Below are 18936 nucleotides of genomic sequence, written 5' to 3'. Positions count from 1 at the left end.
ACTTTGTCTTATGCTCAACGGCTTCCGAAAATTTATTGAAACTCCCCTCTTTGGTGTTTGCTCGTGGCTCGGAGATAAGATGGGAATTAAAGCTACCACCATTCGCTTGTATTTTATTTATGTTTCCTTTTTTACGTTCGGCTCCCCCATCATTGTTTATTTCGTTATGGCATTTATCCTTGAAAACAAAAATTATTTTAAGCCGAAAAAACATAAGCGTCCTTCCGTCTGGGATTTATGAAATCTTCGTATACGCATTTATATTTTTCATTCATTCGCATATTCGTACAAATTTGTTATTCGTAAATGAATCACTTCCGCCAATTCTCCCGCCTCTATATTCCGCTTGGAATTCTGTTCATCATCATTATCACGGGGATTTTTGGATTCATCCTCATCGAAAAATATTCTTTCATCGAAGCGTTTTACATGACCATCATCACGGTGGCAACGGTTGGCTTCGGGGAAGTACATCCGCTTTCTGACGCAGGAAGGTTGTTCACCGCATTTCTCATCATCATGAGTTTTGGTACTTTTGCCTACGCGATTACTTCCATCACGCGTTATATTGCCGATGGTGAGTTCCGCGAATATTTTAAAACGAAACGCTTGACAAACCAACTCGAAGAATTAGAAAATCATATCATCATTTGCGGTTACGGAAGAAACGGCAAGCAGGCTTCGCGTGTGCTGAGAAATCACGGGCAGCGTTTCGTTGTGATTGAACAGAAAGAGGAACCTGTACAATCCATGACCGAAAAATATCCTCATCTTGTTTTGAAAGGTGACGCCACACAGGATGAAATTCTTTTACAGTCCGGAATAAAACGCGCGCGCGCGCTGGTCACCACACTTCCGGTTGACGCGGATAATTTGTTCATCGTGCTTTCCGCACGCACGTTAAATCCGAAACTGAATATTATTTCCCGCGCTTCAGATGAAAACTCCGATAAGAAATTAAAAATAGCCGGAGCCGATCACGTCATCATGCCCGATATGGTGGGTGGCGCGCACATGGCTTCGCTCGTAATGAAACCCGATGTGGTGGAATTTATTGATTACGTCACGGGTGTTGGCGTTGACATCAACCTCGAAGAAATTACGTTCGAAAAGCTTCCTGACGATTTGCAAAATAAAACCATCAGCGAACTGGATGTACGCAACCGAAGCGGAGCCAACATCATCGGCTTTAAAACCCCGATGGGCGAATTCGTTATCAACCCATCTCCCGAAACAAAACTAATTCCCAACGCAAAACTTTTTGTGCTTGGCACCAGCGAACAAATAAACACGCTGAGAGAAATATTTTCCTGATGAAAATTCTTGTCACCGGTTCTAACGGACTTCTTGGTCAGAAAATAATTTATGGTCTTCTGGGCGATTCTCTGTGTCTTCTTCCCGATGAAATCAGAAAAAAAATAAAATCTGAAGTTCAGATTATTGCCTGCGGAAAAGGAGAAAATCGCCTCCACCGGAAAGACGGCTATGCTTATGAATCACTGGACATCACAAATAAATCAGAAGTAGAAAATATTTTTTCGAAACACAAGCCCGATGTAACCATCAACACCGCAGCGATGACCAATGTTGACGCCTGCGAAACCAAGCGCGAAGAATGCTGGCTGGCAAATGTGACCGCGATGAAATATATAGTTGAAGTGCTTGAAAAACTTGGAACTCATTTAATCCACATCTCCACCGATTTTATTTTTGACGGCATGAAAGGAAGCGCATACGATGAGAACGACAAACCAAATCCGCTTCATTATTATGCACTCTCAAAACTGGAAGGAGAAAAAATTGTCACGGCAAGTAAATTAAAATGGGCGATTCTCAGAACTATTATTGTGTATGGCGTTGTGGACGGAAACACAAGAAGTAATTTGGTTTTGTGGGTGAAAAATAATCTGGAACAGAAGAAAAAAATAAATGTCATCAATGACCAGTTCCGTGCTCCAACACTTTCGGAAGATTTGGCTCAGGCATGCATAATGGCTGCGATGAAAAAAGCCGAAGGAATCTTTCACGTATCGGGAGAAAAAACTTACAACATTCTTGAACTAGCCAACATAATTGCAGATTTCTGGAAACTGGATAAATCCTATATGAATTCTGTCACATCCGAACAACTTAACCAGCCGGCAAAACGCCCATCACATACCGGATTTGTAATTGATAAAGCAAAAAAAATATTGGGATATACTCCTCGTTCGTTCCTTGATGGCTTAAAAATTGTAGATAAACAACTAAAGCAATAAACAATTCCTATGCTCGTTTAGAAATAAAATCACCCCCATGAAAACAATTATTTCTCTCAGCACATTCATCCTTGCTTCCTTCTTCTCATATGCTCAGAAAGTCTCAGATCTTTCAAAAGAATCAGGAAAACTCCAGTTCGGAATGCGCAGCACTTTCAGCACCTTCAACGATGACAATGCAAACGGAATGGGCGTTGGCGGGCAATTCCGCATCAAACTTGGAAGCCGTTTGAATACAGATTGGTTTGCTGATTACATCACCACCGATATTGGCGGACTTGCAAAGAGAACCGATTACCATATCGGCTGGTCGGTGCTTTATTATCCTTTCAACAATCAAATCAAAAAAGGCAAACTCACTCCTTATATTTTAGCAGGACATTGTTTTGACTGGACAGATGTAAAAAAGAACGGAGGAATTTATTCTGCATATAATGTTCCGCAAAAAAGATTCAGCTCTGCCGTTCAAAGCGGATTAGGTATGCATTATCATCTTGCAGATAATTTTGATGTATCACTAACAGCACAATACATGCTTCATTTAGGTCAGGATATTAATACGCATGTTTTCGATAACGAAATCACAGGTAAAAAAGACATTCTAATTACGAAAGAAGACTTAGGGCTGGAAGGACATCTTCTCATCAATCTCAGCCTGAATGTTTATATAGCGGATCTGTGGAACAAAAAATCTAAATAGAAAATGAAAAAAATATTTTTTCTCCTTATTGTTCTGAGCACATTCAAAATATCATTTTCTCAGGATGAAAAAACACAATACATCCGAAAAGGATTATTTCGCGCACAAGGAACAATTTCTCCAGGAATTTTATTGAAAGAGAATGCTTCAACGATTTCGCTTCATGGTGGATTGGAGTATTATGTTGCGGATAATGTTTCTCTGCGGGGAGACAGTTATTATTTTCTTCAGGCAAAAGACGGAAATGATTTTGCTCCCTTTGAATTCAATCATTCAATTTTTTCTGGCGCTTCTTATCACTTTAAAACAAAAAATCATTTTGACCCATACATTGCTATTGAACCGGGCATTGCTATTTCAAAAAGGAAATCCTACTCAGGAGTTATTGAATGTTTCACAACACCGTGTCCAGGTGAAATAGAGATTAATGGACGCGCAACTGCAAATCCTTTATTTTCATCTGCTATCGGCTTTAATTTCTTTTTTCAAAAATGGTTTCATCTATTCGGAGAAGTAAGATATGTCACCGGAAAAAATATTGCAGATGACTCTGCATTTCCAATAGCTTTACCTCCTGCTCCGCTTTCCCTGAACGAACTCAAATTCTCCTTCGGCTTGGGCTTTAATCTTAACCTGATAAAGAAAAAGGAATGATGGAAGATTGGAAGAATGGAATGTTGTATTTGACGCATCGTTCCAATATTCCATGCTTCCATTCTAACCTAAAATCGGAGTAATCTTCTCCTTGAAATCAGCGTAATCAGTTTAAGAAATATTATTATCTTCGCCTCCCTTTTAAAACAATAAGAAAATGTACGCTATAGTAGATATTGCTGGTCAGCAATTCAAGGTTCAGAAGAACCAACAGATCTTCGTTCACCGCCTCGAAGGAAACGAAGGCGATTCAGTCAATTTTGACAAAGTTCTCCTTGTAGATAATGAAGGAAAAGTGGATGTGGGAATGCCTAACGTGAAAGGCGCTTCTATCAGTGCAAAGATTGTTGAACATCTTAAAGCTGATAAAGTTCTTGTCTTCAAAAAGAAAAGACGCAAGGGCTACGCGAAGATGAACGGGCACCGTCAGTACTTAACTAAAATTGAAATTCAGGATATCAAATCCTAAACTTTTGACTTTATAACTTTTAACTTTAAAACTTATTTGTCATGGCACATAAAGCAGGTGAAGGTAAAACAAAGAATAACCGCGAGTCGCACAGTAAGCGCCTCGGCATTAAACTTTTTGGCGGACAGTTTGCCAAATCAGGAAACATTATTCTGCGTCAGCGCGGAACACAACATCATCCGGGTTTAAATGTAGGCATCGGAAAAGACCACACGCTGTTCGCTACTGCGGATGGAATTGTGCGTTTTAAGCGCAAAGCAAACGACCGCTCATTTGTATCGGTTGAACCGGCTCCGGCAAAATAAGGTCTGAAAAAATTACTTAATCTCCTGTCTTTAATTAGTCAGGAGATTTTTTATTTATGCTGACGCTGAACAAAGTTCAGGTCAGCATCCTGATGAAATCCGAGGGATTTCCGTCAGGATATACCTAAAGAATTTACATTTGCACCACTTATGCTTCAGTTAAATTACATACGCGAAAATAAAGACGATGTCATCACTCGTTTGGCTGTCAAGAATTTTGACGCGAGAGAACACGTTGAGAAAATTCTTTCACTTGATAGTGAAAGAAGATTTCTTCAGACAGAAATAGATTCCAGAAATGCTGAAGCAAATGAAAATTCAAGACGAATCGGAACTTTTTTTAGGAATGGATTGCAAGAGGAAGCCGACAATTTGAGACGTGTTTACGCAGAAGAAAAAGAAAAAATCAAAAAATTTGAAACAACATTAACTTCTACTGAAGAAGAATTGAATAAAGTTCTAGTTCTGCTTCCAAATGTTCCCAGCGCAAAAGTTCCCAAGGGAAAAACTCCAGCCGATAATGAGAATGTTTTTTCAGAAGGAGAAATTCCGAAACTTCCTGCGAACGCAAAACCTCACTGGGAACTTGCACAGCAATATGACTTGATTGATTTTGAGTTAGGCGTGAAACTTACAGGTGCGGGCTTTCCTGTATATAAAGGCAAAGGCGCGAAACTTCAGCGAGCACTGATTAATTTCTTTCTCGATAAGGCAACCAGTGCAGGCTATCTGGAAATTGAACCGCCCATAATGGTGAATGAAGCCAGCGGTTTCGGAACAGGGCAGATTCCAGACAAAGAAGGACAGATGTATCATGTTACGATTGATAATTTGTATTTAATTCCGACTGCTGAAGTTCCCATCACGAATATTTACCGCGACACGATTCAGAAAATTGAAGATCTGCCAATAAAAAATTGCGGATACACTCCGTGCTTTCGCAGAGAGGCGGGCTCTTACGGAAAAGATGTGCGTGGATTAAATCGTTTGCACCAGTTTGATAAAGTGGAAATAGTTCAGATTGCTCATCCCGATAAATCATACGATACACTGGAAGAAATGAGAAACTATGTCGCAGGAATTCTGAAACAATTGGAACTTCCCTATAGAATTTTGAAACTTTGCGGAGGGGATATGAGTTTTGCTTCAGCTCTTACTTATGATTTTGAAACTTATTCTGCTGCTCAGCAAAAATGGCTGGAAGTAAGTTCGGTTTCAAACTTTGAAAGTTTTCAGAGCAATCGCTCTAAGATTCGTTTCAGAGAAGGAAACGGAAAGCCTCAGCTCGCACATACATTGAACGGAAGCGCACTAGCTTTGCCGAGAATTGTTGCAACACTTTTAGAAAATAACCAAACTGATAAAGGAATAAAAATTCCGAAAGCACTTGTGCCGTATACAGGATTTGAAATAATTGCGTGATAAAAGACGTTCGACCCCGAAGGGGTAGTATGTGAATAGAAAATTTGCGTACTATTAATATTCGACTCCTTCGGAGTCAAACAACAGTAATAAAGTGAAACAAAACATCATCCACCAGAATTTTGCAGAAGCCACCGACATTCTCGCAAAGTTTGTTTCCAATCCTAAAAATTTCTCCGCGATTGAAAAAACCGGAAAGCTTTTTGTTGACTCTTTCATAAAAGGAAACAAAGTTATTTCTTGCGGAAATGGAGGATCTATGTGTGACGCTATGCATTTTGCAGAAGAACTTTCAGGCAGATTCCGCGAGAACAGAAAAGCGCTTCCTGCAATTTCGATTTCTGACCCTTCTCATATTTCCTGTGTGGCAAATGATTACGGATATGATTTTGTTTTTTCGAAATTCATTGAAGCAGTCGGCAACAGAGGTGATGTTCTTCTTGCCATCAGCACCAGCGGAAATTCTAAAAATGTTCTCAACGCAATTGCTTCCGCCAAGAAAAAAGGAATGAAAGTCATCGGACTCACAGGAAAAGATGGTGGTAAAATGGCTTCGCTTTGCGATATTGAAATCCGCGCTCCGTATTCAAAATATGCAGACCGTGCTCAGGAAATTCATATCAAGGTGATTCATTCTTTAATTCATTTTGTTGAAGAAAATATTTAATAACTGTCATTCCGAACACATGGGAGGAATCCCCTGATAACTTTCTGCTTCACATGATGAGATTTCTCGCTCAGCTCGAAATGACAAATCAAAAATAAAATGCTCGTCAAAACTTTTGGTTGTGCCGTTCACGGGATAAAAGCTACGCTTGTCACTATCGAAACAAATATTTCAGGAGGAGTATTTTTCTTCATGGTTGGTCTGCCCGACAACGCGGTGAAAGAAAGTCAGCACCGAATCGGTGCCGCTTTGAAAAATATCGGGCACAAAATTCCAGGCAAAGGCGTTACCATCAACATGGCTCCTGCCGATATTAAAAAAGAAGGGTCTGCTTATGATTTGACAACTGCCATCGGAATTCTTGCCGCTGATGATAAAATCAAAAGTGAACAATTAGCGGATTATATCATCATGGGGGAATTATCTCTTGATGGAGAAGTCCGTCCGATAAAAGGTGTTCTGCCGATTGCCATCGAAGCAAAAGAAAAAGGATTCAAGGGAATTATTCTTCCCAAACAAAACGCGAAGGAAGCCGCTGCCGTAGGAGATTTAGAAGTGTATGGAGTAGAAAACATTAAAGATGTAATTGATTTTTTCAACGGAGAAAAAACTCTTGAGCAAACGAAAATAAATATTGCCGAAGAATTTTATTCCCGTCTTGGAATGTCTGATTTGGATTTTGTCGATGTAAAAGGGCAGGAAAACATCAAGCGCGCTTTGGAAATTGCAGCAGCAGGCGGACATAATGTAATCATGATTGGTCCTCCCGGTGCCGGGAAAACAATGATTGCAAAAAGATTGCCGACCATTCTTCCTCCCCTCACCATCGAAGAAGCATTAGAGACAACTAAGATTCACTCCGTGGCAGGAAAAATGACAAAGGGCGCATCGCTGGTTACATCTCGCCCTTTCCGTTCTCCGCATCACACAATTTCTGATGTCGCTTTGGTTGGCGGAGGAAGTTTTCCCCAGCCGGGAGAAATTTCTCTGGCACATCACGGAGTTTTATTTCTGGATGAGCTTCCTGAATTTTCAAGAAATGTTTTAGAAGTAATGCGCCAGCCGCTGGAAGACAGAACAGTAACAATTTCCCGTGCTAAATTTTCTGTGGAATATCCTGCCAGTTTCATGCTGGTTTCAGCAATGAATCCTTGTCCATGCGGCTATTACAATCATCCGGAAAAAGAATGTGTGTGCGCTCCGGGCATCGTACAGAAATATCTCAACAAAATTTCGGGACCACTTCTCGACAGGATTGATATTCACATTGAAGTTACTCCCGTTGCTTTCAGCGAACTTTCCAGCGAAAGAAAAGCAGAGCCGAGTGAAAAAATCCGCGAGCGTGTGATTAGTGCAAGAAAAATTCAATCCAAACGCTTTGAGAATAACTCCGGTACTTATTGCAACGCGCAGATGAGCGCAAATGTTCTGCGTTCTATCTGCAAAATAGATGAAGCAGGGCAAACACTTCTTAAGAACGCCATGGAAAAATTGGGTTTATCTGCACGAGCTTATGACAGAATCCTGAAAGTAGCAAGAACTATTGCAGATTTAGATTCCTCTGAAACTATTCAAAACCAGCATCTTGCAGAAGCAATACAATACCGTTCCCTCGACAGGGATGGATGGGGAGGATAAAATATTTGCAATTGCTATTACCAAAATATTTATATCTTTGCCAAACTTTTAAAAAACATAACTAAAAAATCTCAACATGAAAAAGACAATTTTAATTTTATCTGCCCTTATTCTTACGGGTACTGGATTTTACGGATGTAAAAAAGGAGCAAATGACCCCACGATTTCTCTGCACTCACGTAAAGGAAGATTAGTAAACGACTGGACCCTTTCAGCTGGCACAGAAACTAATATTTCTGGCACAACAACTGACTTGATCACTTGGTCCGGTACGTCTGTAACAGAAACTTATACTTCTGGAGGTACCTCTTCAACAAGTATTGGTACAGGAAGCTATACTATGAGTATACTAAAGGACGGAACATGGAAATCGGATCAATCCATAACATGGACAGGTACACCTACTTTTATTTCTAAAATTACTTCAACAGGAACATGGAACTGGACAGGAAAAGTGGGTGAGTTAAAAAATAAATCTCAGGTTGTTTTTAAAACTCTTACAGAAACAGATTTATTTGGTTCTTCAACTGATACTTATTCTTATACTGGAGATAGTGGACCTACAGCGATTTGGAACATTGATGAACTGAAGAGTAAAGAATTGATTGTTATATGGGAAGGTACAAAACTTACAACATCAGGTGGCACTTCTACATCATCTTCTAATAAAGGAGAATATACTTGGATTAGTGGAAAATAATTTTTTCATAAAAACACAACAATGAAAACACTTTTAAAACTTAGTTTGGCGACAGTAATTGCGATTACTGCGGTGCTTTCTTTCTCTTCATGTGGCAAGTATGATGACGGTCCAAAAATTAGTTTAAAATCAAAAACTGCAAGAATTTGCAGAGAATGGATGGATCCCAGTTGCAGCACTAATTGCGGTACTATTGAATATAAAAAGGATGGTACTGTATATTCAAATGGCGCTATTGTTTCAGGTTATACTTGGAAGTTTTCCGGTGACAAAGAAAGCATAGAAGTAACCTATACCATAGGAGGTTTTTCGGGTTCAGCATCTGCCAAAATTTTGCGCCTTACCAGCAAAGATTTGTGGACGCAGGATACGGGAAGCAACACAATTGATAAATTATCTGCAAAATAGTTAAGAGGCATACTTAATTTGAAAACCCTGTTCGGTAAACGGACGGGGTTTTTTGTTTTACTTTTGTTTATGAAGATTCTAATCATACGTTTTTCTTCCATTGGCGATATTGTTCTCACCTCTCCAATAATCCGATGTGTAAAACAGCAGGTGAAAGAGGCAGAGGTGCATTACATCACCAAAAGGCAATTCACTTCAATTCTGGAGGACAATCCTTATGTAGATAAAATTTATTCGATTGATAAAAATGTTGCAGAGGTTTCAAAGGAACTTAAAAAAGAGAATTATGATTTTGTAGTTGACCTGCATCACAATCTTCGTTCAGCACAGATTAAATCCATGCTCGGAAAACAATCAAAATCATTTTCAAAATTAAACATTGAAAAATGGCTGATGGTGAATCTTCGCATCAATAAACTTCCGAATATACACATTGTTGACAGGTATTTTGAAACTGTAAAACCGTTAGGAGTTGAGAATGACGGCAAAGGGCTGGATTATTTCATTCCCAAAAAAGATGAAGTGGAAATTAAAACTCTTCCGGCAGAATTTCAGAACGGATATATCGGATTTGTCATCGGTGCAAAATTTTTTACCAAACAGTTGCCGATAGAAAAAATTGTTTCCATAATTCAAAAGATTAATCAGCCGGTTATTTTACTTGGAGGAAAAGAAGATGCTGAGAAAGCAAATTGGATTGTCTCAATACTCAATACTCAATACTCACATCTGGTCTTCAATGCGTGTGGAAAATATACTCTCAATCAATCCGCATCACTCGTAAAACAGGCAAGAAAAATAATCACACACGACACCGGGCTCATGCACATTGCTGCTGCTTTCAAAAAAGAAATTGTTTCTATTTGGGGAAATACTATTCCTGAATTTGGAATGTATCCTTATTATGGCGAAACGCAAATTACAAATTACAAATTACAAATTACAAATTTGAACTGCAGACCTTGCTCTAAACTTGGGTTTTCAAAATGCCCGAAAAAGCATTTCAGGTGCATGAATGAAATAGATGAAGAAGAGATTATTCATGCCCTAAAGGAAAAGGGTAAGGATGAAGGTTGAGGTTAAGGAGGATCCGCCCTCAACCTCAACCTTTTCCCTTAAGGGAACCTCTAAAAACTCATGAACAATAGAATAATTGAACAATAGAACAACGAATAGCGAAGTAAAATGCACAATACAGAACAAATCCGATGTTTCCTTACTTCTTCATTCGTTATTCAAATGTTCAAATGTTCGTTATTCGAGATGCCCTTAACCTTATTTCCCAAACAATGCTTTTAGTTCTGTAGCATCATCGGCTTTCATTCTTCCGGCAAGTATCAAAGCCAGTTGCCTTCTGCGCAAAGCGCCATCGAATCTGGTTTTTTCTTCTTCGGTTTCAGGAACAACAGGAAGTACAGGAACGGGCTTCCCTGCCAGATCAACCGCTACAAAAGTCAGAATCGCCTCGTTGCATTTTTTCTTTCCACCGCCAGTTGGATTTTCCACCCATACATCTACAAAAACTTCAATAGAGGTGTTAAACGTGCGAGACACTTTTCCTTCCAGCGTAACCACATCTCCAAGTTTCACAGGTTTATCAAATGAAACATGATTTACAGAAGCCGTTACACAGACTTTTCCGCAGTGGCGGTGTGCCGCAATGCCTGCAGTAATATCCATCCACTGCATCAATCGCCCACCGAATAATGTATTGAGCGGATTGGTATCGTTGGGCAATACCTGTTCGGTTGTGAGGCAGATACTTTCACGGGGAGTTTTTGCTTTAACCATAGTATTACTTTTTCCAAAGATAGAAATACTTATCTTTGGCACATGATTGCCTATGCCAATCCCTACCTGTTAGCGCTTCACATTATTTTTATCGTCATTTGGTTTGCAGGATTGTTTTACATCGTGCGCCTTTTTATTTATCATGCCGAAGCAGAGAAAAAAACATTGTCTGAAAAAGATATTCTTCAGCGGCAATATAAACTGATGGAAAAAAGATTGTGGTATGCAATCGCCTGGCCCGGCCTGATTGGCGCTTATATTTTCGGAACATGGATGGTGGTAGTGAATTTTGCTTTCTACATGGCTTCCCCATGGTTTATTCTGAAACTTGCTTTTATTCTGGGACTTGTACTTTATCACATACAATGTCATATCATGTTCCTGCAATTTCAAAAAGACAAAATAAAGTATTCTTCTTTCAAACTAAGGTTGTGGAATGAAGTCGCCACCTTATTTCTGGTTGCCATTGCATTTATAGTGGTGATGAAAGATACATTGAGTTATGTGTGGGGAATAATAGGTTTGCTGCTTTTCAGCGGAACCATATTCCTTGCTATCAGGATGTATAAGAAAAGCAGGGAAGAAAAAGTCCATTCCGGCCTTTCTGAAAGGAAGGAAAAAAATATATAACGTTTTTTCTTTTCCCTTTTTGGGAAATAAGAGTGGGGTTTTTATTTTACTTTCAACAGCAGCACCACTTCTTCAGATTTTTTGAGTTTCTCCACAAACAATTTCGAATTAAGAATAGCTGTAAAGCCAATCACCTTTTTTTCTGAATTGAAAACTGGTTTTAAGTTTGGATAGATATTTTTTGTGGATGCAGTAAGTTCTGCCACCGACTTAGGGCAATTATTGTAATCGGTAAAATAAAAAGGGCGGGCGCTCAGGAATTTATCTTCCCAGATATCCATCTGCATGATTTCCCAGCCAAAAGGAGTTTTAAAATTGATAAAATACTTTCCGGCATACTTAGTGAGAAGAACCCTGGCGCTCAGATGCAAAAGCGTATCGCGCATATTTTTTCCGGTGGAATCAATGCCAATAAAAAATATTCTGTCGTAAGTAATCTTTACAATTCCCGAAACAGGTTTGACAGGTCCCATCTTATCAATGCCGGAACCCAGTTTTGAGGAAATCAATTCGTTGAAGGCGCAGACGGAATGAAAAATACTGTCGCAGTCCTTTGGGTTCAGCTCTATGGTTCCTGAATCTTTTTTAACGCCAAGAATATCTTTCACCTCATCGTAATTCATATCCTTGCCGTTCACTTCCACAGAAAATCCGGTATCCTTCGGAATTATTTTATCGTATCGCACCTCGTATTTATCCGAAAACTCTTTTTTCCCTTTGTCGATCACATCATCCAGCGGAAGATAATTTCCGGCAATAACAGTGTCAAATCCCTGCACCTGAATGCCGATGGGTTTATCAAAATAAACCGGAAGCGGTGGTTTGCAGGAAGCAAACAAAAAAAGAAGCCCCACTCCAACTCTCCCCCAAAGGGAGAGAGAAGAAAAAATATTTTTTGCATTTCTCATTTATTGGTTTTTCCCCTTCCCTTGGGGAAGGGATAGGGATGGGCTTTTAATTTCTCATCAACCAGGCATCACTCTGAACTGCACGGATCTTCTCAAGTGCCTGAAGGGCTTCTTTACGTGTAGAGAATCCGCCATAAGAAACAAAACGAAGTTTCTTATCAATAATGGTTGCGTCATATCCTTGTTTCAAAAGTTTATTGTAAAATTTCTCGGCATTTTCAGGAACGGCAAAAGCTCCGCCAATGATGTGAAAATATCCGCGGGAAAAATGCTTGATTGATTTTGTTTTAACAACAGCCGTTTTATCATCCTGCAAACTCACCACAATCGGAATGTTTCCGCCAATCATGACGTTCAGATAACGCGTTGTATCATTTCTGCCCGAAGCAAGCAGATTGCTCACATTATCCTTTGAATCATCCCTATCAGGCAATTCGCCAGCAGCAGGTTGATAAAGAGCAACAGATTTTTCAGCAAAAGGATTCAGGTTGGCGAAGCTGGCATTCTTCAGCAAATCTGTTTTCAGAAAAACAAAAAGTAATGAAACAGCAATCAGCAGCGAGGCAGCAACAGCCATGTAGCGCGCCACAGGACTTCTTTTTCTGATAACCGTTTCTTTCTGTTCTTTTGATGGAACAACTATTTTGTCTTTTAGCTTTCTTTCAATCTTCCGCTCAATTGATTCGCGCTTGATGGCGGGAGAATAGAACGTGCCTAGCCCGAAAGAGTCAGAAAGATAATTTGTGGTTTCATCCTGTTCAAAAAGCAAGGTGTTTTCTTCTCTAAGATAAAATGTGCCGATGCGTTGCAAATCAAAACGTTTATTCACGCTTAATTCATTATTCATCTTCTCAACATATTCTGAAATGGCGCGGTTTGAATCCGAATAAGAAATATTTTCCGCCTGTGCAGCCTGATTGGCAAGCAAGCCATCGTTGTTTTTCAGGTTTCGGTTGAAGGAAATCTTTTTGAAAGGAGGAGAAAACCGGTGCTTGGAGGAATGAATGTTCGCAGAAGAATAATTGCACACAAATCCTCCGAAATCAGGAATGATTACGCAATCGTGCTCGAAGAGAAGTTCACTGATGTATTTTTCAATCGGCATGGCAATAGCTAAAGTACAAAATAAATTTCACCGAATTTCCCCTTGTGAAAGTAGTTGTCAAACGTGGCAGGCACAATATCAATCTTCTTTTCAGAAATCAAAAGTCGTTCAAGGTTGAATGTTCTTCCGTTGATAAAATACTGGTCGTGCTTTTCGTAATGATCGTTTTGTAATTGTCCTATTTCAATGGCGCTGTGTGGCGGAATTTCAAACCGGAAATGAGAAAACTTTTCAAGCGTGTCTGCCTTCACTTCTATAGGGGCTTTTTCAAGATTCACCTTGCCGCTTTTCTTTAAATCATACTTCTCCAGTTTCCCGTAATAATATTTCGGGTAATGAAAAATTGGAAAACTTGCAGGTGAATCCATTAGTTTCATTTCAACTGTAATAGTTTCGTTAGTGGTGTTTGCAATGTAAAACCTGCAAACCCAGGAACAACCTTGCAAAGAAAAAAAGCAAATAATAAGTAAAGAATAAAAAGCAGAAAGAAACAGCCGTTTCATTTTGAGAATTTCTTTAAAGCGTTCTTCAAATCCTCTGGCGTGTCAATGGAATGTGATTCGTGTTCGGTAAACTCAACTGCAATACGATAACCATTTTCCAGCCAGCGCAATTGCTCCAGCGACTCGGCAATTTCAAGAGAGGAGCGTTCCAGTTTGGTGACTTCCGCCAACACATCCGCGCGGTAGCCGTAAATACCTATGTGTTTGTAATAGGTGTGCATCTTCAGCCATTCGGTAAAATCTTCTCCTCTGTAATAAGGAATGGCAGTCCGGCTGAAATAAATCGCTTCCTTCTTTTTACTGACAATAAGTTTTATGGTGTTGTGATTGGTGAGTTCGTGAATGCTTGTTAACTTCATAGCGAGTGTTGCAATCTGGACATTTTTATCCTTAAAACAATTCGCTACTTTTGAAATCTGTTCGGGATGAATGAAGGGTTCATCGCCCTGAATGTTGATGACAGCGTCAAAAGAATCCCCCCTGCCCCCCTTTTTAAGGGGGAAAAATTTCTGAAGCACTTCATAACACCGGTCTGTTCCGCTTTCGTGTTTGTCAGAAGTCATCACCACTTTTCCTTTAAACTTTTTTACAGCGGATTCTATGCGTTTGTCATCGGTAGCCACCACCACTTCAGCAAGCGATTTGCATTTCTTCGCCTGCTCATACACGCGCTGAATCATCGGTTTGCCGTTTACATCAGCAAGCGGTTTGCCGGGGAAACGCGTGGAGGCGTAGCGGGCGGGGATGATTCCTAAAATTCTCATGGGGCAAAGGTATAGGGAAATAGGGAAATAAGGTTAAGATTGTTTTTTCGTAGTTTCGTGAGATGATTTTTAAATCCGGTATTAAGTATAACGTATCAAGTATTTTGTTGTTGATTGCCTACTGCCTGCTGCCTACTGCCTACTCTCCTTCTTCTCCTTCCTGCAAAGAAATTCTTCAAAACACAATTGCTTCGGTAGATAAAATACAAACGCTGAAGTTTCATCTGAAGTGCAACGAACGCTTTAACGGAAAACTTATTTCTATTGAATCGGAAATTAAAATGAACGCCTCTCCCAAAAAAGCATATATCTACCTGAAAGGACCTGAACTTTTATGGATAAAAGGAAAGAACAACGATAATGCCCTCGTGAACCCCGATGGCTTTCCGTACATGAATCTGAACCTTGACCCCATGGGTTCCATCATGCGCGAGAACCAGCATCACACCATCTATGAAGTCGGCTTTGATTATTTTGCCGGCATTATTAAAAATTCCATCGGCATAGTGGGAGAAAAGTTTGACGATTATTTCAAATACGGAGGAACACTTACCTGGAATTCTAATGAGTGTTACCTTATCACTGCGGAATATCCCTTTTTTAACTATGTGGATTACACCGTGCTGAAAGGCGAAACACTGGTAACGATAGGGCGCAAATTAAAAGTGAGCGATTACATGCTCCTCGAAATAAATTCAGGCAAGGTGAGCAATTACCACGATGTGAAAGCCGGACAGAAAATAAAAGTGCCCAATGTGTACGGCAGCAAAATGATACTCTACATTGACAAAGAACTGCTCATACCGCGCGTGATAAAAGTGTATGACGAAAAAGGTTTATTTGAATCGTACGAATACCACGATTTGCAGGTGAACATAAAAATTCCTGACGAAGAATTTACAAAGGACTATAAAGGATATGGATTTTGAATGAAAACTGAATAATGAATATTGAACAACGAATGTCGAATGTTGAAGTTTATACTATGCGCGGGATAAATTGTGACATTTTCATATATGGTACAGATAACAGATTGTTACAGATGTACAGAAATACAAATCCATACAGATTTGTATCAATTTGTATTTCCGTAAATCTGTATGGTTTTGTTATCTGTACCACTTGTAGAATGTACTAATTTATCCCGTTTTATGTATAGAAACATCCTCACTTCATCAGCACAACTTTTCTGCTCACCATGCCTTGCGCTGTTTCAATCTTTACAAAATATATTCCTTCGGGTTGAAAGGAAAGGTTAATTAGTTGATTGGTTAATTGGTTAATTGGTAAATCCAAAACCATTTCTCCAAACACATTATAAACTTCTATGCTGTTCATCTGCATACCTGCCCATGCCGCAGGCGGGTTTGCTAATCCGCTCACCTGCCCGTCCGGCAGGCGGGTCTGCACATTAAACAGCCCGCTGGTGGGGTTGGGAGAAACTGTAACAAATAGTTGTTCTGTAATTTCATTGATTGCATTTAGCACCGGGCACAGCCCTGTTACCTGCACGGGAACATTACTATCGGTGTTGTTTCCATTTCCGAGTTGACCATCTATATTGTATCCCCAAGCCCAAACCGTACCGCCATTCATCAGCGCAAGGGAATGATACCCTCCTCCTGCAATGGCGGTGATGCCTGTGAGAGAACTTACGGAAACAGGAACATTGCTGGCTGTGTTGTTTCCATTCCCAAGTTGACCAGCACCATTGTCTCCCCAAGCCCAAACCATGCTATCATTTTTCAGGGCAAGGGAATGATAATATCCTCCTGCAAGGGCGGTGATGCCTGTGAGAGAACTTACGGAAACAGGAACATTGCTGGCTGTGTTGTTTCCATTTCCAAGTTGACCAGCAACATTGCCTCCCCAAGCCCATACAGTGCTGTCATTTTTCAGGGCAAGTGAATGATACCCACCAGCCACAATAGCGGTGATGCCTGTGAGAGAACTCACTTGCACTGGAACATTGCTATCGGTGTTGGTTCCATTTCCAAGTTGACCAGCACCATTGCCTCCCCAAGCCCATACAGTGCCGCCATTTTTCAGCGCAAGGGAATGACCAGTTCCTCCTGCAATAGCAATGATGCCTGTGAGAGAACTTACGGAAACAGGAACATTGCTGGCTGTATTGTTTCCATTGCCAAGTTGACCATCGAAATTGTATCCCCAAGCCCATACCGTTCCATTATTTTTTAGGGCAAAGGAATGATACCCTCCTGCTGCAATGGCAGTGATGCCTGAAAGTCCGCTCACCTGCACGGGAATATTGCTGTCGGTATTGGTTCCATTTCCGAGTTGACCATCTATATTGTATCCCCAAGCCCAAACCGTGCTGTCATTTTTCAGGGCAAGGGAATGATACAATCCTCCTGCAATGGCGGTGATGCCTGAGAGAGAACTTACGGAAACGGGAACATTGCTGGCTGTGTTGTTTCCATTCCCAAGCTCACCAAAGAAATTGTTTCCCCAAGCCCTTACTGTGCTATCGCTGCAAATGGCAAGGGAATGAGACCCTTGATCTCCTCCCGCTGCAATGGTTTGAGCGGGAAGGGAAGTGAGAAGTAAGAAGTAAGAAGTAAGAAGCAAGAATGCGGAGAGTTCCGCTGGCGCGAGGATTCTTCCGTTGACGAATAATTTTGTTTTCATTCGAAAAGAATTATACCATAAAGTTAAAAAATAATGAGCAATGTTGTTACTTATTTCATTCCCCTGCCGAAATTATTCCATCATTCATCTATAAAATCTGCTCGCTGGTCTAAAAGACAGATGTTTTTCCAATCACCATACAATATTTCTTTTCCACCAATCGTTGTAGAAAAAAAAGTTTGGCACGATATAAGTTATACTGTAGGAAATTAAAAAATAAAAACAATTAAACTTAAAAGTCATGGCACTAACAGAAGCACAAAAACTCGCCTTCTCCGAATGGATGAAGGATGAGATGAAAGACCCCGGGATTCAAAAACAAATCAAAGAAGCAAAGCCGGGAGTAACCTTCGACATTGATGGCAACATTAAAATCCTCGAAGAAAAAGCAAAAACCTACGAAGGCGCTGAAGGAAAAATTACCGACCTCGAAGCCCTGAAGCAGAAAGCCGTGCTGGAAGCCAATGAAAAACTTGAGGGCTATTACAAAATTTCAAGCGAGTTAGTGGAATCTCTGGTTGGGCATTTGGGCAAAGACCATAAACTTTCTAAAATCCTGCGCAACAAACGTGATAGCATGTCGCTCGAAGCAGGCAGAGGACCCGAAAAGCCGCAAACTCCTTAATAAATAAAGCTCTTCCCTTCCGAATAATCATTCTTCCGCAGCGAAGAATGGCTATTCTCTTCCGAAGAACCGTTCTTCCCATTCGAAGAATCACTATTCCCTTCTGAAGAACCGTTCTTCCAGAGCGAAGAATAGCTGTTCCCTTGCGAAGAATCATTCGGCAGAAGGGATTTCTTCTGCTAAATCTTCACACTCAGCATAAACCCCGTAGGATTGGATTCTTATCCAACGGGGTAAAGGCAAAACTCCGTGGCGGCTGCACATCGCCCGGTTTCTGCCGAAGATTTTTTATTTACGCCACTTCGTATTCAACTTTTCTCGGATTCGGCATTTTGTGTGAAGCATCAAGGATTTCAATTCCAACAATGGAGCCGTTTTTATCATAATCAATGATAACTCCTGGCTTGCCTTCATCGCTTTCTTTGATTTTATTCTTGCTGAAAGAAATGTAAAGCACATCTACCTTTTTATCGTATTTAACCTTCATAGTATTTGCTGATTTTAGAAGTTCTGTAAACCGTAATTATAATGTTGGGTTTGATTTCCGTATTAACAAAAATACGAATTAACTATTTTCCATTTTCTCCTACTGTATTTCGGGGTGTACGACATTTTGCACTTCTCAGCGTTCTCTGCGGGCTGTTTCTTTGCGAACTCTGCGGTAAAGGCTGTTAAAAAATACAGTAACCGCAGAGAGCGCGGAGATTTACGCAGAGAACCGCAGAGGAATTGAGATAGGT

At 40.2% G+C, this 18936-nt stretch carries 23 protein-coding genes; 16 read left to right on the top strand and 7 right to left on the bottom strand.

Translation table 11 applies throughout. The annotated features are described in order from the left end of the window. Positions 1-10 precede the first annotated feature (10 nt). The 13 genes from HY841_09815 to HY841_09755 all read left to right on the top strand — a co-directional run bounded on the left by HY841_09815 (position 11) and on the right by HY841_09755 (position 10298). Positions 11-241, top strand: coding sequence for a PspC domain-containing protein (locus HY841_09815; GenBank protein MBI4931047.1), 231 nt, complete (start codon positions 11-13; stop codon positions 239-241). Positions 242-306: 65 nt separating this feature from the next. Continuing rightward, positions 307-1314: a potassium channel protein gene (locus tag HY841_09810; protein MBI4931046.1), complete on the top strand. Its 1008-nt coding sequence runs from the start codon at positions 307-309 to the stop codon at positions 1312-1314. Further along, positions 1314-2258: an NAD(P)-dependent oxidoreductase gene (locus HY841_09805; GenBank protein ID MBI4931045.1), complete on the top strand. Its 945-nt coding sequence runs from the start codon at positions 1314-1316 to the stop codon at positions 2256-2258. The genes HY841_09810 and HY841_09805 overlap by 1 nt, the downstream gene beginning before the upstream one ends. A gap of 37 nt (positions 2259-2295) precedes the next feature. Next, on the top strand, positions 2296-2958 hold the full coding sequence (locus tag HY841_09800) for an outer membrane beta-barrel protein (GenBank protein ID MBI4931044.1): 663 nt from the start codon (positions 2296-2298) through the stop codon (positions 2956-2958). A 3-nt stretch (positions 2959-2961) separates the two neighbouring features. Next, a complete protein-coding gene (locus tag HY841_09795) occupies positions 2962-3612 on the top strand; it encodes a hypothetical protein (protein MBI4931043.1) in 651 nt (216 codons plus the stop codon). A gap of 157 nt (positions 3613-3769) precedes the next feature. Next, positions 3770-4081, top strand: a complete 312-nt coding sequence (rplU, locus tag HY841_09790; protein MBI4931042.1) for a 50S ribosomal protein L21 — start codon at positions 3770-3772, stop codon at positions 4079-4081. 41 nt (positions 4082-4122) lie between these two features. After that, the gene (gene rpmA, locus HY841_09785; protein MBI4931041.1) at positions 4123-4386 is read left to right on the top strand and encodes a 50S ribosomal protein L27; all 264 of its coding nucleotides are present in this window, start codon (positions 4123-4125) and stop codon (positions 4384-4386) included. A 150-nt stretch (positions 4387-4536) separates the two neighbouring features. Further along, positions 4537-5808: a serine--tRNA ligase gene (gene serS, locus HY841_09780; protein MBI4931040.1), complete on the top strand. Its 1272-nt coding sequence runs from the start codon at positions 4537-4539 to the stop codon at positions 5806-5808. A gap of 94 nt (positions 5809-5902) precedes the next feature. Continuing rightward, positions 5903-6475, top strand: coding sequence for a D-sedoheptulose 7-phosphate isomerase (lpcA, locus tag HY841_09775; protein MBI4931039.1), 573 nt, complete (start codon positions 5903-5905; stop codon positions 6473-6475). 99 nt (positions 6476-6574) lie between these two features. Further along, entirely contained in the window at positions 6575-8113 is a 1539-nt protein-coding gene (locus HY841_09770; GenBank protein MBI4931038.1) for a YifB family Mg chelatase-like AAA ATPase, read from the top strand. 76 nt (positions 8114-8189) lie between these two features. Beyond that, positions 8190-8813, top strand: coding sequence for a hypothetical protein (locus HY841_09765; protein MBI4931037.1), 624 nt, complete (start codon positions 8190-8192; stop codon positions 8811-8813). Between the two features lie 21 nt (positions 8814-8834). Continuing rightward, the gene (locus tag HY841_09760) at positions 8835-9221 is read left to right on the top strand and encodes a hypothetical protein (GenBank protein MBI4931036.1); all 387 of its coding nucleotides are present in this window, start codon (positions 8835-8837) and stop codon (positions 9219-9221) included. A gap of 69 nt (positions 9222-9290) precedes the next feature. After that, positions 9291-10298 carry a glycosyltransferase family 9 protein gene (locus HY841_09755; protein MBI4931035.1) on the top strand — a complete coding sequence of 336 codons (1008 nt, stop codon included), beginning with the start codon at positions 9291-9293 and terminating at the stop codon, positions 10296-10298. Positions 10299-10496: 198 nt separating this feature from the next. Here the strand turns inward: HY841_09755 and HY841_09750 are convergent, their stop codons facing one another. After that, the gene (locus HY841_09750; protein ID MBI4931034.1) at positions 10497-11012 is read right to left on the bottom strand and encodes an acyl-CoA thioesterase; all 516 of its coding nucleotides are present in this window, start codon (positions 11010-11012) and stop codon (positions 10497-10499) included. A gap of 42 nt (positions 11013-11054) precedes the next feature. Between HY841_09750 and HY841_09745 the strand changes: the two genes are divergently transcribed. After that, a complete protein-coding gene (locus tag HY841_09745; GenBank protein MBI4931033.1) occupies positions 11055-11642 on the top strand; it encodes a CopD family protein in 588 nt (195 codons plus the stop codon). Between the two features lie 41 nt (positions 11643-11683). Here HY841_09745 and HY841_09740 read toward each other — a convergent pair whose 3' ends face one another. From HY841_09740 to kdsB, 4 genes are read right to left on the bottom strand one after another with little or no spacing between them, the layout of a single operon-like run. Further along, entirely contained in the window at positions 11684-12550 is an 867-nt protein-coding gene (locus HY841_09740; GenBank protein MBI4931032.1) for a hypothetical protein, read from the bottom strand. 46 nt (positions 12551-12596) lie between these two features. Further along, positions 12597-13655, bottom strand: coding sequence for an HU-CCDC81 and SPOR domain-containing protein (locus tag HY841_09735; protein MBI4931031.1), 1059 nt, complete (start codon positions 13653-13655; stop codon positions 12597-12599). Between the two features lie 8 nt (positions 13656-13663). Then, a complete protein-coding gene (locus tag HY841_09730) occupies positions 13664-14158 on the bottom strand; it encodes a hypothetical protein (GenBank protein ID MBI4931030.1) in 495 nt (164 codons plus the stop codon). Further along, positions 14155-14922: a 3-deoxy-manno-octulosonate cytidylyltransferase gene (gene kdsB / locus HY841_09725; GenBank protein ID MBI4931029.1), complete on the bottom strand. Its 768-nt coding sequence runs from the start codon at positions 14920-14922 to the stop codon at positions 14155-14157. The genes HY841_09730 and kdsB overlap by 4 nt, the downstream gene beginning before the upstream one ends. A 62-nt stretch (positions 14923-14984) precedes the next feature. Between kdsB and HY841_09720 the strand changes: the two genes are divergently transcribed. Continuing rightward, positions 14985-15851 (top strand): DUF1571 domain-containing protein, encoded by an 867-nt coding sequence (locus HY841_09720; protein ID MBI4931028.1) that lies wholly within the window; start codon positions 14985-14987, stop codon positions 15849-15851. Positions 15852-16089: 238 nt separating this feature from the next. Here the strand turns inward: HY841_09720 and HY841_09715 are convergent, their stop codons facing one another. Then, positions 16090-17571, bottom strand: coding sequence for a T9SS type A sorting domain-containing protein (locus HY841_09715; GenBank protein ID MBI4931027.1), 1482 nt, complete (start codon positions 17569-17571; stop codon positions 16090-16092). A gap of 241 nt (positions 17572-17812) precedes the next feature. On the opposite strand from HY841_09715, the gene HY841_09710 reads away from it, so the two are divergent. Beyond that, the gene (locus HY841_09710) at positions 17813-18196 is read left to right on the top strand and encodes a hypothetical protein (protein ID MBI4931026.1); all 384 of its coding nucleotides are present in this window, start codon (positions 17813-17815) and stop codon (positions 18194-18196) included. Positions 18197-18488: 292 nt separating this feature from the next. On the opposite strand, the gene HY841_09705 is transcribed toward HY841_09710, so the two are convergent. Next, positions 18489-18683: a DUF2283 domain-containing protein gene (locus HY841_09705; protein ID MBI4931025.1), complete on the bottom strand. Its 195-nt coding sequence runs from the start codon at positions 18681-18683 to the stop codon at positions 18489-18491. Positions 18684-18936 lie beyond the last annotated feature (253 nt).

Source organism: Bacteroidota bacterium, from assembly GCA_016213405.1.
Taxonomy (GTDB): domain Bacteria; phylum Bacteroidota; class Bacteroidia; order Palsa-948; family Palsa-948; genus Palsa-948.
Note: the sequence above shows the minus strand (reverse complement) of the source record. Positions and strands in the feature narration are given on the sequence as shown.